12 protein-coding genes are annotated in these 15,308 nt (G+C 65.5%); 7 read left to right on the forward strand and 5 right to left on the reverse strand.

Going from position 1 to position 15,308, the window contains the following annotated elements; translation table 11 throughout:
• Positions 1 to 269 precede the first annotated feature (269 nt).
• The 3 genes from IE116_RS20045 to IE116_RS20055 all read left to right on the forward strand — a co-directional run bounded on the left by IE116_RS20045 (position 270) and on the right by IE116_RS20055 (position 6,154).
• Positions 270 to 2,783, forward strand: coding sequence for a membrane-bound PQQ-dependent dehydrogenase, glucose/quinate/shikimate family (locus tag IE116_RS20045; RefSeq protein WP_189615022.1), 2,514 nt, complete (start codon positions 270 to 272; stop codon positions 2,781 to 2,783).
• Between the two features lie 285 nt (positions 2,784 to 3,068).
• Positions 3,069 to 4,613, forward strand: coding sequence for a DUF1800 domain-containing protein (locus tag IE116_RS20050; protein WP_189615023.1), 1,545 nt, complete (start codon positions 3,069 to 3,071; stop codon positions 4,611 to 4,613).
• A 98-nt stretch (positions 4,614 to 4,711) separates the two neighbouring features.
• Complete coding sequence (locus IE116_RS20055) at positions 4,712 to 6,154, forward strand: DUF1501 domain-containing protein (RefSeq protein WP_229828585.1); 1,443 nt, start codon at positions 4,712 to 4,714, stop codon at positions 6,152 to 6,154.
• A 67-nt stretch (positions 6,155 to 6,221) separates the two neighbouring features.
• Here IE116_RS20055 and IE116_RS20060 read toward each other — a convergent pair whose 3' ends face one another.
• From IE116_RS20060 to IE116_RS20070, 3 genes are all read right to left on the reverse strand, one after another.
• Positions 6,222 to 7,040 (reverse strand): SDR family NAD(P)-dependent oxidoreductase, encoded by an 819-nt coding sequence (locus IE116_RS20060; RefSeq protein ID WP_189615024.1) that lies wholly within the window; start codon positions 7,038 to 7,040, stop codon positions 6,222 to 6,224.
• A 10-nt stretch (positions 7,041 to 7,050) separates the two neighbouring features.
• The gene (locus IE116_RS20065; RefSeq protein WP_189615025.1) at positions 7,051 to 8,028 is read right to left on the reverse strand and encodes a Bug family tripartite tricarboxylate transporter substrate binding protein; all 978 of its coding nucleotides are present in this window, start codon (positions 8,026 to 8,028) and stop codon (positions 7,051 to 7,053) included.
• Positions 8,029 to 8,177: 149 nt separating this feature from the next.
• A complete protein-coding gene (locus IE116_RS20070) occupies positions 8,178 to 9,470 on the reverse strand; it encodes a Rieske 2Fe-2S domain-containing protein (RefSeq protein ID WP_189615026.1) in 1,293 nt (430 codons plus the stop codon).
• Between the two features lie 179 nt (positions 9,471 to 9,649).
• Between IE116_RS20070 and IE116_RS20075 the strand changes: the two genes are divergently transcribed.
• Complete coding sequence (locus IE116_RS20075) at positions 9,650 to 10,414, forward strand: IclR family transcriptional regulator (protein ID WP_229828587.1); 765 nt, start codon at positions 9,650 to 9,652, stop codon at positions 10,412 to 10,414.
• Positions 10,415 to 10,684: 270 nt separating this feature from the next.
• Here the strand turns inward: IE116_RS20075 and IE116_RS20080 are convergent, their stop codons facing one another.
• Entirely contained in the window at positions 10,685 to 11,626 is a 942-nt protein-coding gene (locus tag IE116_RS20080; protein WP_189615028.1) for a DUF808 domain-containing protein, read from the reverse strand.
• A gap of 115 nt (positions 11,627 to 11,741) precedes the next feature.
• Positions 11,742 to 12,575 carry a GntR family transcriptional regulator gene (locus tag IE116_RS20085; RefSeq protein ID WP_189615029.1) on the reverse strand — a complete coding sequence of 278 codons (834 nt, stop codon included), beginning with the start codon at positions 12,573 to 12,575 and terminating at the stop codon, positions 11,742 to 11,744.
• Positions 12,576 to 12,833: 258 nt separating this feature from the next.
• Here IE116_RS20085 and IE116_RS20090 point away from each other — a divergent pair, with 258 nt between their 5' ends.
• From IE116_RS20090 to IE116_RS20100, 3 genes are read left to right on the forward strand one after another with little or no spacing between them, the layout of a single operon-like run.
• Entirely contained in the window at positions 12,834 to 13,619 is a 786-nt protein-coding gene (locus IE116_RS20090) for an SDR family NAD(P)-dependent oxidoreductase (protein WP_189615030.1), read from the forward strand.
• Positions 13,616 to 14,377 (forward strand): SDR family oxidoreductase, encoded by a 762-nt coding sequence (locus tag IE116_RS20095; RefSeq protein WP_189615031.1) that lies wholly within the window; start codon positions 13,616 to 13,618, stop codon positions 14,375 to 14,377. The genes IE116_RS20090 and IE116_RS20095 overlap by 4 nt, the downstream gene beginning before the upstream one ends.
• Positions 14,378 to 14,379: 2 nt before the next feature.
• Positions 14,380 to 15,273 (forward strand): beta-keto acid cleavage family enzyme, encoded by an 894-nt coding sequence (locus tag IE116_RS20100; RefSeq protein ID WP_189615032.1) that lies wholly within the window; start codon positions 14,380 to 14,382, stop codon positions 15,271 to 15,273.
• The last annotated feature ends 35 nt before the right edge of the window (positions 15,274 to 15,308 follow it).

Raw genomic sequence — 15,308 nt, forward strand, 5'->3', positions numbered from 1 at the left:
ATATCCCCATTCGTGCGCCGGACCTGTCGCAGGGCGTATCTCGTGTCTGTCCGCATGATGAGCACAGCGGCGCGTCTTGCGCCCGCCTGCCAGGCATTCTCCATGCGTCTTGCCCCTCGCGTCCGAGCGTTGCGCGGTGGTGCATGGGCTGCCGACCCTGGCGCGGTACCGGTCCCACCATGACCACTTTATCCAACGACCGTCTCAGGGTTATGCCCTGCTGCGCGCCGCGGATGTGGGACTATTCGCACTTAACTGGGGGTCAATAGATGTTAGTACTAATCACCGGCAGTCTTTTCATACTGCTTGGTCTCGTCATTGGTGGCTTGGGTATATCCCTCGTCACGGTGGGAGGAAGTCCGTTCTATATCGTGATGGGGCTGGGCCTCATTTTTTCCGGCGTGCTGGTCCTGCGCCGCCGCCGCGCAGCCTTTGGTGTGTATGCGCTACTGCTGCTGTTGACACTGGTCTGGTCGCTCTGGGAAGTGGGTTTCGACAAGTGGCAACTGATACCGCGGGGCGCGCTGCTGGCCGTGCTGGGCCTGTGGCTGGCGCTGCCGTTCGTGGCGCGCCGCCTGAACAACGGCCAGGTGGCCCGTCAACACAACCTCGATCCTATCTCGAAGCGCCTGAAGGCGAATGACGGCCGCCGCGGCATCGCGCCTCTGTGGAAGGGCGCGCATGGCCTGCTGGCCGGCGTCATGGGGCTGCTGATCGTGCTGACGATCGGCATGTGTTTCTACGATCCCTTCCCGACCGAGGGCAGCCTGCCCACCACGCAGGCCGACGCCGTGCCGCCGCCCGCCATCCCGGGCACCGCGCCGTTTCCGGCGGATGACTGGGTCGCCTATGGCGGCAACAACCTGGGCCAGCGGTATTCGTCGCTCAAGGACATCAATCTCGACAACGTCAAGAAGCTGAAGCTGGCATGGGAATACCACACGGGTGACCTGCGCGATCCGGCGCGGGACGCGTCGGAATACACCTTCGAAGCGACGCCGCTGAAGGTCAACGGCATGCTGTACCTGTGCACGCCGCACAACCGTATCGTCGCGCTGGATCCGGCGACCGGGAAAGAGCGTTGGAAGTTCGACCCGGTGGTCGAACCCGATGCGATGCTGCAGCACCAGACCTGCCGCGGCGTGTCGTATCACGATGAAGATGCGGCAGATGTGGGCACAGGGGCCCGCGCCGGTGCTGCGGCGGCGGTTGCGCCTGCGGCCGCTGCGGGTGCTGCCACGGCCGACTGCCGTCGCCGGATCGTCGCCACCACGACCGACGGACGCCTGTTCGCGGTCGACGCCAACACCGGCAAGCTGTGCCAGGGCTTCGGAGAAGGCGGCTATGTCAACCTCCTCAAGGGCCTGACCCACATCCGCAAGTCGACCTACATGCAGACCTCGCCGCCGACCGTGACGCGCGACCTGGCCATCGTGGGCGGCTCGATCATCGACAACGCTTATGTGAACAACCCGTCGGGGGTGACGCGCGCCTTTGACGTGCGGACCGGCAAGCTGGTCTGGAACTTCGATGCGGGCAATCCTTCGGATACACGTCCATTGCCGGAAGGCCGGACCTACACGCCGAACTCGCCCACCAGCTGGACGATCTTTGCGGCGGACGAAGCGCTCGGCCTGGTCTACGTGCCGCTTGGCAACAAGTCGCCCGACCAGCTGGGTATCGACCGCTCGATGGATGACGAGGCCTATACCGACACGGTGGTGGCACTGGACCTGAAGACGGGATCGCCCATCTGGCGTTTCCAGACCTCGCACCATGACCTGTGGGACCGCGACAATCCGTCGCAGCCATCGCTGCTCGACCTGACCGTGCAAGGCGCCCAGGTGCCGTCGCTGGTGTTGCCCACCAAGGGCGGCAACCTGTTCGTGCTGGATCGCCGCAATGGCAAGCCCGTGCTGCCCGTGGAAGAGGTGAAGGTTTCGACCGAGACCGACGTGCCCGGCGAAAAGCCGTCGCCCACGCAACCGGTGTCATCCTTGAACTTCATTCCCCCCGCGCTGAAAGAACGCGACATGTGGGGCACGACGCCGATCGACCAGCTGATGTGCCGGATTACGTTCAACAAGCATCGCTACGACGGCAATCCCTGGACGCCGCCCACCATTGCCGGCTCGCTGATCTACCCGGGCAACATCGGGGTCTTCAACTGGGGCAGCGTCGCCGTGGACCCCGTGCGCCAGGTGCTCATCGGCACGCCGGTGCGTCTGGCCTACCTGTACCACTTCGTGGAACGGCCCGACTACCAGCAGAAGCCTGACGAACGTATGGTCACCAAGGAAGGCAAGCCGGTGTTCAACGAGAACTTCGGCGCGCGTTTCGCCATCAGCATCCAGCACTTCCGGTCCGGCCTGGGCCTGCCGTGCCAGGCACCGCCGTGGGGCACCATGGCCGGCGTCGACCTGAAGAGCGGCGAGACCGCGTGGGTGCGCCGCAACGGCACCGTCAAGGACCAGAAGACGAGCTTCCTGCCCTTCCCGTTCCCGATTCCGCTTCCCATGGGCATCATCAGCCATGGCGGCACGCTGATGACGGGCGGCGGCGTGTCGTTCACCGCGGCCACGCTGGACAACTACCTGCGTGCCTACAACGTCAGCACGGGCGAAGAGCTGTGGAAAGCCCGCCTGCCCGCAGGCGGCCAGGCCACGCCCATGACCTATCGCGGCGCCGACGGCAAGCAGTACGTCGTGCTGGCCGCAGGCGGCCACGGATCGATCGGCACCACGCCGGGTGATTCGGTGCTGGCCTATACGCTGGAAGAGTAGGTTCCCAACACGGCGGTGAAAGCCGTTACGACGAAAAGCCCGTGCCGGTGTGCACGGGCTTTTTTTCCACACGGCACCCGGTGCCGACGTGAAGAACTAGTACCAGGGATGAAGCCGGAAGCAGGACGCCATCCCGGCGGGCGTGTCCTACACTGGGAGTGACTCCTCTAACCGTTGCAGGTGGGCGTCCGACGTGCGGCCCGCCGCTGGCCACTTCCGGACACCATTCCCGCCTGCTGCCGCCTCGCTCGCGCCGGTTTTGCGCGGGCATCAGGACCGCTCACCATGCCACCCGATGTACGCGCCGACTCGGCGTCCACGCCCACGCGCGGCGCGGCCTCGCGTTTTCTTGCCCAAGCCACGTTTGGACCCACGCCCGAAGCGATCGATGCGGTCGTCAAGCAGGGCTATGCGCGCTGGCTCGATACGCAATTGGCCATGCCGCCGTCGATCACGCATTTCGACTGGCTGCTGTCGCAGAAAGTGAATACCGAGGCCTTCAAGGGCAACGGGATCAATGCGCCGCTGGACGCCACGATGTGGCGCGCGTTCATCAGCGCGCCCGACGCGGTGCGGGTGCGGGCGGCGTTTGCCTTGTCGGAAATCTTTGTCGTGAACGTGGCGGCGGTGACGGCGTCGTGGCCGCTGTTTGGCGCGGCGTCGTTCATGGACTTGCTGACCCGGCACGCGTTCGGCACGTTCCGCGAGCTGATCGAAGCGGTGTCGCGCAGCCTGTCGATGGCGGCGATGCTGACGTTTCGCGGCAACCGCAAGGAAGACGCGAAGACGGGCCGGCAGCCGGACGAGAATTACGCGCGCGAGGTAATGCAGCTGTTCACCATCGGCCTGTATCAGCTCAATCCCGATGGCACTCCCAAGCTGGTGAAGGGCAAGCCGGTGGACACCTACACCAATGCCGATGTACAGGGGCTGGCCAAAGTGTTCACGGGCTGGGACCTGAGCGGCGGGGAGGGCGATGTGGAGTTCCATCGCCGGCCCATGGCGCTGGATGCCGCGCAGCATTCGCCGGGCGAAAAGCGCTTTCTGGGCACGACGATCAAGGCGGGCACGGACGGCAACACGGCATTGCGGATGGCCATGGATACGCTGGCCGCGCATCCGAATGTCGGCCCGTTCATCGGGCGGCAGCTGATTCAAAGGTTGGTCACAAGCAACCCGTCGCCGGCCTATGTGCGGCGGATTGCCTCGGTGTTCGATGACGACGGCAAGGGCGTGCGCGGCAACCTGCGCGCGGTGTTCCGCGCCATTTTGCTGGACCAGGAAGCGCGGTCGCCGGACCTGTCATCGCCGACCTGGGGCAAGGTGCGTGAGCCTATCGTGCGTTTTGCGGCATGGGCGCGGGCTTTCAAGGCGACGTCGACCAATGGCAAGTGGTCGATGCCCGACACGTCGGACAATACGATCCGGCTGGCCCAGAGTCCGATGCGCTCGCCGTCGGTCTTCAACTTCTTCCGGCCGGGTTATTCGCCGCCGGGGGACAAGCTGGAACGCAAGGGGCTGGTCGCACCCGAATTGCAGATTACCGATGAGACCAGTGTGGCCGGGTACCTGAATTTCGTTGCCATCTACGTGGACCGGGGGTGGGAAGACCTGCAGACCAGGTATGAGGATGAGGTCAAGCTGGCCGGCGACACGCCCGCGCTGGTCAATCACATCGTCACCTTGCTGGCGGGGGACGCCTACAGCGACAAGACGGCGGGCCGGATCGCGAAAGCGGTCGCCGAGATTCCTGCCGATCGTCCCCAGGACCGGGTGCGCGCGGCCGTCATGCTGGTGGTGGCGAGCCCGGAATACCTGGTGCAGAAATAAGCAAATACGCGTAAGCCAACGCTGAACTTCTGCCTACGCAACCGTCCAATCCGCATCTGTCCAACAATTCCCAGCGCCAAGCACACATCTGGAGCGTCATGTCCGATTCATCCAAGCCATCGCGTCCTTCGCAGTCCTTCCGTGCGGCCAGCCTGGCGGGCGAGGCGCGCCGCACCTTCCTGAAGCAGATGTCGGCGCTGGGAGCCGGCGGCGTTGCCGGACCGTTGATCTCGGGGCTGGGCGCGGCCAGTCCGCTGGCGCTGGGCCTGGGCGCGATGAGCGAAGCGGCCGCGCAGTCGGCGACCGACTACAAGGCGCTGGTCTGCATTTTTCTGTACGGCGGCAACGATCCGTACAACACCATCGTTCCTTATGATGCGGCAGGCCATCGCAAGTACGCGGCCGCGCGTACGGACATTGCCTTGCCGCGCAACAGCCTGGAGGCGACGGCCTTGCGCCCGCAATCGCCCCTGGATGGCGATGCCGAGTTCGCGCTGGCGCCGGGCCTGGCGTCACTGAAGCCGCTGTTCGACAAGGGCCAGCTGGCGGTGCAACTGAACGTCGGGCCGCTGATGGTGCCGACGACGAAGGCGCAGTACATCTCGGGCAGCGTGCCTTTGCCGCCCAAGCTGTTTTCGCACAATGACCAGCAGGCCTACTGGCAGGCGCTGGCGCCGGAAGGCGCATCCACGGGCTGGGGCGGGCGGCTGGCCGATCTGTTTGCATCGGGCAAGGGCAAGAGCACGTTTGCCAACGTAACGGCGGGCGAGGGCGCGGTATTGCTGTCGGGCCGGCACGTGGCGGGCTACCGCGTTGGCATCGACGGGTCGACGCCGATCGAACTGCTGCGGCGGGACACGTATGGATCGAGCACCTGCACCGCCTTGCTGCGCGAGTTGATCACCCAGTCGCAGCAGCACGTGCTGGGCGACCTGCATGCGCAGACGGTGGCGCGGTCGATCGAGGCCGATGCGAAGCTGCGCGCGGCGCTGGAGCCGGTCACGGTGCAAGGCGATTTTGCGACGCCGTTCGCCAAGCAGCTGAAGGTGGTGGCGCGCATGATTGCGGCGCGGCGCAGTCTGGAAGTGAATCGGCAAGTGTTCGTGGTGACGCTCAACGGCTTTGACAATCACGATGGCCTGATGGGCGCGCACAAGGATCTGCTGACGCAGCTGGGGTCCGCCATGGCGGCATTCCAGCAGGCGATCGACGCCATGGGCATGGGCAAGCAGGTGACGACGTTCACGGCGTCGGAATTTGGCCGCACCTTGACGTCGAACGGGAACGGGTCGGACCACGGATGGGGCGGGCATCATCTGGTGATGGGCGGCGCCGTGCGTGGCGGGCGGTTCTATGGATCGCACCCGGATATCGATGTGGCAGGGCCGGGTTTTGTCGATCACGGGCGCATGTTGCCGTCCACGTCGGTGGAAACCTTTGCCGCCACCCTGGGTGGATGGTTTGGCGCAAGCGCCGGGGATCTGGACGACATCTTTCCGGCACTGCGGGAGTTTGGCGCGCGGAAGGCCGGCTTCGTCTGACACAGGCCGGCCGGGTCGTGGGCGGACGCGATCGATGGCCGCGTCCGCCTGCGTGGCCGTCCGTCTGCTACATCGCGGACAGGCCCCCATCGACCATCAGCGTCGCACCCGTGATGAACGACGCTTCATCAGAAGCCAGCCACAAGATCGGCCACGCGATTTCTTCGGGGCTGGCCCAGCGCCCGAGCATGGACGTGTCCTGGCGTTGCGTCTTGAGCACCTCCACCGATTTGCCGCTGGCTTGCGCGCGGCCGACATGGAAGTCGGTCAGCGTGGATCCCGGACACAGTGCATTGGCGCGCACGCCGTGGGCAGCTTCTTCGCATGCCAGGGTGCGTGTCATGGCAAGCAGGCCGGCCTTGGTCGTGTCGTACAGACCCATGCCCTTGCGCCCGGTCACGGCATAACACGACGACACGGTCACCACGCTGCCTTTGCCTGACGCACGCAGTGCGGGCAGGGCGGCCGCAATGTAGTTGGACGGACCAATCAGGTTCACGGCGACCATGGCCTGCCATGCCGCCGGGGTGACGTCGGCCAGCGCATCGTAATTGCGCATGGCCGCGTTGTTGACCAGGATGTCCAGGCCACCGAAACGCTGGATGGCTTGCGCCACGGCGTCGCGTGCGCGATCGGCATCGGATACGTCGGCCACGCAGGTCAGCACGTTGGAGGTCGGGTGCGCATCGCGCAGCGCCGCAGCCGTTCGCGCCAGGCCGTCCTCGCTGGCATCGACCAGCATCACCGATGCGCCTTCGGCGCAGAACACCCGTGCCGTTGCCGCGCCGATCCCACCGCCACCGCCGGTGATGAGCGCGCTTTTTCCGTGCAGCCGTCCACCGCGACGGGCGGGATCGGCAGATGAAGGGTTGTCTTGCTGTTGCATTGCGGGCTCCTCAGTCGGCCTTGGCGCCGGTGTCTTTGATGACCTTGCCCCAGCGCGGGATCTCGGTCTGTATCCAGTCGGCGAACTGACGCGGCGTGCTCGCCACCACATCGAACTCCATCTGTTCCAGCTTGGCCCGGATTTCCGGTTGCTTGAGGATCGCAACCAGTTCGCGGTTGTAGCGGTCGATGACCGGTTGCGGCGTGCCGCCCGGCGCAAAGAATCCGATCCACGACAGTGCGACAAAGCCGGGGTAGCCGGACTCGATCATGGTCGGGATGTTGGGCGTCGAGGCAAAACGTTTTTCGCCGGTGGACGCGATCAGGTGGATGCGGCCTTCTTTCGCGAATTGCTGCACGTTGCCGGGCACCATGAAGGCGGCATCGACCTGCCCGCCGACCAGGTCGACCACGGCCGGGCCGGCGCCTTTGTAGGGCACGTGCGCGATGTCGATCTTGGCTGCGGACTTGAGCATTTCCATGGTCAGGTGCGACGCGCTGCCGGTCGACACCGATGCGTAGGCCATGTTCCTGGTCTTGCTCAGCGCCACCAGCTCTGCCACGGTCTTGACCGGGACGTTGGCGTTGACCGCCAGGAACTGCGGCGACGTGACGGCCAGGGTGATGGGCGACAGGTCCTTGACCGGGTCGTAGGGCAGCTTGCTGTACAGGGTCGGGTTGATGGCGATCGGGCCATTGAAGCCGACCAGCAAGGTGTGGCCGTCGGGCGCGGACCGCGCGACTTCGGCCGTGCCGATATTGCCGCCGGCGCCGCCCTTGTTTTCAACGATCACGGTCTGGCCCAGCACGCGCTGCAGTTCGGGCGCGACCAGGCGAGCCAGCACGTCGTTGGTGCTGCCGACGATCGGCACCACGATGCGGACAAGTTTGGTGGGCGCCCAGTCGGCGGCCTGCGCGGCGGTCACCGGAAGCGTACAGGACAGCAGGGCGGCGGCCAGCAGCGCGCGGCGGAAGGGGAAGCGGGGCATGAAGGTGTCTCCGTAGGGGAAAGGCCGGGCGTCTGCGCGCCCGGTCCGGACGTCGTGCCAAGGCGCGGGTGCACCCTGGCAGAGGTGAGTCGCGGCGCCCGAAACCCCTGACCGGTGGCTACCGGTGGGGCTTTCGGGCGGGTAGGGGCCTAGATCGTGTAGACCGGCTGGTCCTTGCCGTCCGCCAGGTGGATGGCGGCCCAGTCCTGCGGGTCCTGATCGCGTGGCAGCAGCACGCCGGCGGCGCGCACCCGTTGCTTGTCGGCAGCCAGCGCGGGCGGGTCGGCCTGCTCCTGGGCCAGCGCGTTCGCGGCCTCAAACAACATGCGGCGCGCCATGACGATGGCGCGGTCGGTGGGCAACAGCTTTTCGTCGCTGAGATTCTGGATCAGTCCCATGCTTTCCTGCAGCGAAGAGTCCTGCACCGCGAAACCGAATACGCCGCTGTAGGCGCGCTTGTCTTTCTGCGCCTGGCGGTCCATCAGGTAGTCGTTGTCTTTGTTCGCCTTGGGCCGGAAGGTGCCGCCCGGCTGGTTGGTGCCTGCTTCGTACTCGCAGTGGATGCCCTTGCCGGCTTCCAGGTCGGCCATCTCTTCGTCGCTGAGCGGGCGTTCCGGGCGGAAATTGATGCTCCAGGCCCAGCAGGAATGGTCGTCGATGGGTACCCACACATGGCCTGCCAGCGAGTGGTCGCCGAACGGGGGGATCAGGGTGTACCAGGGGAACAGGAACTGCGTGATCCGCCAGTAGAAGGTATCGGCGTCGCCGTTGCGGCGGCCGAACAGGGTCAGCCCGAACGGTGTCTTTTCGATGTCGAAGATGACGTTGCCGTCGGCCTTGATGTAGTCGAGGGCCTTGGTGCCCTGGTGCATGGGGTCGGTATCGACTTCGTAACGGTGGACGTAAGACACATGGCTGGTATCGATGCCGCCTTCCATGGCCTGCAGGTAATTGCATTCCTGCAGGCGTTTGGACACAAAGACGTGACTGGGGGGCAGGGTGCACCACTCCACATCGGGTGGCGCGGGCATCTTGTCTTTCGGACCCATGTAGGCCCACACCAGGCCGGCCATTTCCATACAGGGATAGGCCGTAATGCCCATCGACTTGCAGGCCTGCGGGGCCGACGGCACGTCGACGCAATTGCCGTCACGGTCGAACTTCAGGCCGTGGTAGGCGCAGCGGATGCCGTTTTCTTCATTGCGGCCAAAGTACAGCGACACGCCGCGGTGCGAGCAGAACTCGCTGATCAAGGCGGCCTTGCCTTCGGTGTCGCGAAACGCCAGCAGCTTTTCACCCAGGATCTGCACCTTGACGGGTGGGCAGTCCGGCTCGGCAATTTCATTGGCCTGCAGCACGGGCACCCAGTAGCGCCGCATGACGTTGCCCATCGGGGTGCCCGGGCCGGTGCGAACCAGGGTCTCTGCCATCGTTTTGTCCATCGTGTCTCCTCAACCTGACCGCAGGTTGTCCGCTAAGTGATAATGGTGTCCATTGTACGGACAGATTTACCGGTGTCAATATCGACTCAGGTGGAGCCGGCGGACAGGGCGCGCGTCGCATGCAACGGGGCTGCGGCACGGGTTCAGTAACATGCAGGTTTTGCGGATGGCGGGGCGGCGTGGAAAACGACAAGGGGCAGGACAGCGTCCGGGCAGTGGACCGGGCCCTGGAAATTCTTTCGGCCTGGCGGCCCGGAGACGAAGGGCTGACGGTGGCCGAGCTGCTCAAGCGGGTCAAGCTGAGCCGGCCGACGCTGTATCGGCTGCTGGCGACGCTGGAGCAGAACCACTTCCTGGTGTCGTCGGGCGATCCGCAGCGCTTTCGCCTGGGAAGCGCTGTCGCGCGGCTGGCGCACGTGTGGCGCGCGAGTCTGAGCATCCACACCATCGCCGAACCCATGCTGACGCGGCTATGGGAAGCGACCGGCGAGACCGTCGCCCTGTTCGTGCCGGAGGGCGTGTACCGGCTGTGTGTCGAAGAGTTGCCCAGTGCGCAGCCCTTGAGCTTCAAGCGGGGCGTGGGGTATCGCGAGCGGCTGGTGCTGGGCGCCAGCGGCCGCTGCATCCTGGCCAACATGCCTTTGTCGGCGGAAGCGCTGGCGACCTATGCCGCGAGCATCGACATGGATCTGGCGACCTACCCGGCCCTGCTGGACGAGGTGCGCAAGCGGGGCTATGCCATGAGCCGCGACGAGTTGATCACCGGCGCGGTGGCGGTCGCAGCGCCGTTCTTTGATGGGTCGGACCGGGTGGCCGGATCGATCTGCATCTTCGGCCCTGGCGTGCGGCTGGATGCCGACGATGTGGCGTGCTTCGGCGCGCTGCTGATTGCCGAGGCGGCGGTGCTGTCCCGGGAACTGGGGCAGCAGCCGGCGAGCCGCTAAGACATCGGCAGCACGTCGTTCCGCAGTCGCCGCACGAGTCCAAGCGAGGGCCGTTCCGCCGCCAGCGCCGAATACCTGGGGCAGGGACGACGCGGCGTCGCTGATCTGTCCAAGGTGCCCGATGGGGCCGAATTCGGCTTCGGGCAGCGAGGTCATGATCGTGTGCATCAGGGCATCGAGATGGCCCGGATCGGTATGCAGCAGCAGCGTGCTGCGGCCACCCCGCCCATCGGAGCGTCAAGATGCCAGGGCGAACGCGTCAAGAAGGTGTCAATGCGCGGCCGTCTTGTTCTTCTTGAACAGCTTCTTGACGCCTTCCACCACCAGCATCACCGCGCCGCCCGCAACGATACCGAACAAGGCATTGCACACCGTCGGCAGACTGGCCTGAAGCAGCCAGCCGATGCCACCGATCGTGCCGGCCGCCGCCGCCCAGCCTTCAATGGTGTGCGCGACCACCGGAATGCCGTGGGTCAGGATCGATCCGCCCACCATGAACATGGCCGCCGTCCCGACGATGGACAGCGTCTTCATGAGCACCGGCGCTGCGCGCACGATGCCAGCGCCAACGGCCTTGGCCGTCGACGACGCTTTTTGCGTCAGGTACAGACCCAGGTCGTCGAGCTTGACGATACCGGCCACCAGCCCATACACCCCCACGGTCATCAGGATCGCAATGCCCGACAGCACGACCACCTGCTCGGTAAACGTGCCGGTGGCCACCGCGCCCAGGGTGATCGCGATGATTTCCGCGGACAGGATGAAGTCGGTGCGCACGGCGCCTTTGATCTTCTCCTTCTCGAACGCGACCATGTCGACCTGCGGATTCTTGAGCGCCTCGGCACGTTCCGCATGCGCGTGGTGACCGTTGCTGTCGGGCAGGAAACGGTGCGCCAGTTTTTCCGCGCCCTCGAAGCACAGATACGCGCCGCCCACCATCAGCAAGGGCGTGACGAGCCAGGGCGCAAAGGCGCTGATCGCCAGGGCCGACGGCACCAGGATCAGCTTGTTGATGAAGGATCCTCTTGCCACCGCCCACACCACGGGCAATTCGCGGTTCACGGGCACGCCGGTGACCTGCTGCGCGTTCAGGGCCAGGTCGTCACCCAGCACCCCGGCGGTCTTCTTCAATGCCACCTTCGTCATGATGGAGACGTCATCGAGCATCGTGGCGATGTCATCGAGCAAAGCGAAAAAACTGCTGCCGGCCATGGAAAGGCTTCCTGTTCAGGTGATCGTCAGGAGTCTACCTGGGTGCAATGACGACCGGTGCGCCGGTCAGCATGGCGTTACGGCTTGCTTACTGAAGAGACGTGCATGCAACGATTCAGGGCTGGTCATCGCCGTAGCGTGACAGGGCGCCGGGGTGGGTCAGATCCGCTCGGATCTCGGCGCGTGCCGCGGCGGCGTCATGGTTCTGGAAGGCCTTGATGATCCGGCCGTGGTGATCCCCGCTGCCTGCCGAAGTCAATTCGTGGTTCCCGGCCATGGCCGCCAGATTGACGGCCACCACGGGCGCCATGCGCAGCCACAACGCCTCGATCAGGGCCAGCAGCGGTTCGTTGTCGGCCACGCGGTAGATCAGGAAGTGGAATTCCATGTTCAGCGTGACATAAGCCGACAGATCCCCCGTTCGCAGCGCGTGCTGCATGGCCTTGTCGAGCGCCTGCAGCTGGTCGATGTGCCGCTTGGTCATGTTCTCGGCGGCCTGGGCTGCGGCCAGGCTTTCCAGTTCGACCCGCAATTCCAGGATCTGGCGGACCACTGCCTTCGACAGCACCGGAATGCGAGGGGAGCGGTTCGGCAGCGCTTCGAACGCGCCTTCTGCGGTCAGGCGCTTGAGGGCTTCGCGGATCGGCATGTCGCTGGTGCCCAGCATTTCGGACAGCTTGGCCAGCGTGACCGGCGTTCCGGGATAGAACTTGCCGCCCAGGATGGCCTTCTTCAAGGCCAGATAGGCCAGGTTCTGGGTCGTGTCGGGCGAGTCGTTGGTAAGGGGCGCAAGGGTGTACGCAGCCGGCGTGGCGCGTTTGCGGCGACGCGCCGGCGCGGCGGGGATGGACGCCGTGGCGGACGCAGCAGTGCCCGCCGCTGCCGGGTCGGGCGCGGTGTCGGACGTGCCGCGTGGCGCGTCGGCGCGCGGGGAAAGGACGTGCTTCATGGCATGGGTCTAGGGATGACAGGCGTGCGGACCGCGGGGCGAACCGCGGAGTCGACACAACGCGGGCGCAACCCGGTTGGCACGCCCTCGAAAATACCATTGATACAAAAATGCATCTGTGATTCAATTCTTCACGGCGCAATATTTGATCAAATATAGGTTATATGATCATAACATGCGCGTTTTCCCTAGGGCGGGTCACGCTGCAGTGATGCGCTCGACCGTCTTGTCGTCGAACTCTTCTGGGTCGAATCCTTCATGAAGCTGCTCAAGCACGTTGTCATCGTCACCGGAGGCTCGCAAGGCATTGGCGAAGCCATCGCCCTGCGATTCGCGCAGGAAGGCGCCGCGGTAGCCGTGGTCGCATCGTCCGACCTCGGCAAGGCGCGCGGCGTGTGTGACCGCATCACCAACGCCGGCGGCACCGCGCGGCCTTATGTCTGCGACGTGCGCAATGCCGCGTCGATGGCATCGCTGGTCGCTGATGTCGAACGGGACCTGGGTCCGGTCACGACGGCGCTGAGCGCAGCCGGCATGTTCTATCCGACCCCGGCCGGCGCCACGCCCGATGACGACTTCGACCGCATGATAGGCGTGAACCTGAAGGGCACGTGGAATCTGATCGGCGGCGTGGTGCCGGGCATGAAGGCGCGTGGCGCCGGCAGGATCATCTGCATTGCGTCGGTCGCGGCCGTGTATGGCGTCGCGCCCTTCTCGGTGTACTGCGCAACCAAGGCGGCCATCGTCCAGATGGTGCGTGCGCTGGCGCTCGAACTGGCGCCGGTCGGCATCCAGATCAACGCCATTGCCCCGGGCAATACCGCGACGCCCATGAACGCCGGCCTGCGCGCCGATCCCCGCGCCATGGCAGCGATTTCGGCGTCGACCCCCAGCGGCCGGCCCTTTTCCGCCGTGGAAGACATCGCCGCGATCGCGCTCTTTCTGGCGAGCGACGACAGCCGCGCCATGCACGGCAGCTGTCTGCTGGCCGATGAAGGCGTGTCGGCCGGGCTGGCCAGTTCGCTGAGCCAGGACGAGGCATGAGCGCCAACGTCCTGATCACCGGGGGCGCCGACAGTGTCGGCAAGGTCATGGCCCTGGCCTTCGCGGCCCGGGGCGACCGTGTCCACATCTGCGACGCCAATGCCGATGCGCTGGCCGCCACCCTGGCCGACTACCCCGGACTGCATGGCACCGTGTGTGATGTGGGCTCGCCCGATGACGTGGCGCGCCTGTTCCTGGAGGCGCGTGCCTGGATGGGCGACATCGACGTGCTGGTCAACAACGTGGGCATTGCGGGTCCGCGCGCGCTGATCGAAGACATTGCCGTCGCCGACTGGCAGCAGTCCATGAACGTGAACGTTGGGGGGATGCTGTATTGCATGCAGCAGGCCATCCCCTCGATGAAAGCCCGCCAGCACGGCGCGATCATTAATTTTTCGACTGGATCTACCCGCACCCGGCTGCCGCGGCGCACGGCCTATGTGGCGTCCAAATTCGCGGTGGAAGGACTGACCCTGAATGCGGCGCGCGAGCTCGGCCCCTTCAACGTGCGGTGCAACGCGATCCTGCCGGGCGCCATCAACAACGCACGCATGCGCAAGATCATCGGCGACCGCGCCGAAGAAGTGGGCCAACCGGTCGAGGCCGTCACCCGCGACATGCTGCGCTTCATTTCGATGCGGACCACCGTGGAACCGGAAGAGATCGCCGACATGGTGCTGTTCCTGGCGTCGGACGGCGCACAAAAAGTCACCGGGGAACTGATCTCCGTCAGCGGCAATGTGGAGTGGGAAGACTGAGCATGGACACCAAAACGATTCTGACCTGCGCGGTCAGCGGCAACGCGCCGTTCAACCGCAAGCACCCGAACTTTCCGGTCACGCCGGCGCAGATCGCGGCCAGCTGCCTGGAAGCGGCCGCGGCGGGGGCATCGGTCGTGCACATCCATGTGCGGGATCCGGAAACAGGCGAAGGCTCGCGCGATCCGGCCCTGTTCCGCGAAGTCGTCGACCGCATCCGCGACAGCGGTGTCGACATCCTGATCAACCTGACCTGTGGCCTGGGTGCGTTCTTTTTGCCCGACCCCGAGAACGAGGCACGCGGGCTGCCGGGCAGCGACATGCTGACTGCCAGCGAACGTGTGCGCCACCTGGCCGATTGCCTGCCGGACATCGCGTCCATGGACATCACCACGGGCAATCAGGAAGAAGGCGACACGCAGTTCGTCTACCTGAACACCACGCGCACCTTGCGCCAGATGGCCAGGCTGTTTCAGCAGCATGGGGTCAAGCCCGAGCTGGAAGTGTTCAGTGCCGGCGACATCCTGTTCGGCAATCAGATGGTGGCCGAAGGCCTGATCGACGATGCGCCGCTGTACCAGATGGTGCTGGGCGTGAAGTGGGCCGCGCCAAGCACGGTCGAGACCATCCTGTATCAGAAGAGCCTGCTCCCCGCGAATGCGCATTGGGCGGCCTTCGGGATAGGCCGCCAGCAGATGCCCATGGTGGCGCAGGCGGCGCTGCTGGGCGGCAACGTGCGGGTGGGCCTGGAAGACAACCTGTACCTGTCGCGCGGCGTATTCGCATCCAACGGCCAGCTGGTGGAGCGCGCCGTGACCATCATCGAGATGATCGGCAAGCAGGTGGCGACACCGGCCGAAGCCCGCATCCAGCTGGGCCTGGCGCCGCGCCGGTAAGGCGTGGTTTTCTGAAGGCTGGCTTGTCGTTCGAT

It is taken from the genome of Pigmentiphaga litoralis, assembly GCF_014651835.1.
Taxonomy (GTDB): Bacteria; Pseudomonadota; Gammaproteobacteria; order Burkholderiales; family Burkholderiaceae_B; genus Pigmentiphaga; species Pigmentiphaga litoralis.

Bases quoted from the DNA above. Each gene is read 5' to 3' on its own strand.
- IE116_RS20080 (WP_189615028.1), bottom strand. From the start codon at position 11,626: ATGGCCGGCAGCAGTTTTTTCGCTTTGCTCGATGACATCGCCACGATG.
- IE116_RS20090 (WP_189615030.1), top strand. From the start codon at position 12,834: ATGAAGCTGCTCAAGCACGTTGTCATCGTCACCGGAGGCTCGCAAGGC.
- IE116_RS20070 (WP_189615026.1), bottom strand. From the start codon at position 9,470: ATGGACAAAACGATGGCAGAGACCCTGGTTCGCACCGGCCCGGGCACC.
- IE116_RS20095 (WP_189615031.1), top strand. From the start codon at position 13,616: ATGAGCGCCAACGTCCTGATCACCGGGGGCGCCGACAGTGTCGGCAAG.
- IE116_RS20100 (WP_189615032.1), top strand. From the start codon at position 14,380: ATGGACACCAAAACGATTCTGACCTGCGCGGTCAGCGGCAACGCGCCG.
- IE116_RS20045 (WP_189615022.1), top strand. From the start codon at position 270: ATGTTAGTACTAATCACCGGCAGTCTTTTCATACTGCTTGGTCTCGTC.
- IE116_RS20050 (WP_189615023.1), top strand. From the start codon at position 3,069: ATGCCACCCGATGTACGCGCCGACTCGGCGTCCACGCCCACGCGCGGC.
- IE116_RS20055 (WP_229828585.1), top strand. From the start codon at position 4,712: ATGTCCGATTCATCCAAGCCATCGCGTCCTTCGCAGTCCTTCCGTGCG.
- IE116_RS20085 (WP_189615029.1), bottom strand. From the start codon at position 12,575: ATGAAGCACGTCCTTTCCCCGCGCGCCGACGCGCCACGCGGCACGTCC.
- IE116_RS20065 (WP_189615025.1), bottom strand. From the start codon at position 8,028: ATGCCCCGCTTCCCCTTCCGCCGCGCGCTGCTGGCCGCCGCCCTGCTG.
- IE116_RS20060 (WP_189615024.1), bottom strand. From the start codon at position 7,040: ATGCAACAGCAAGACAACCCTTCATCTGCCGATCCCGCCCGTCGCGGT.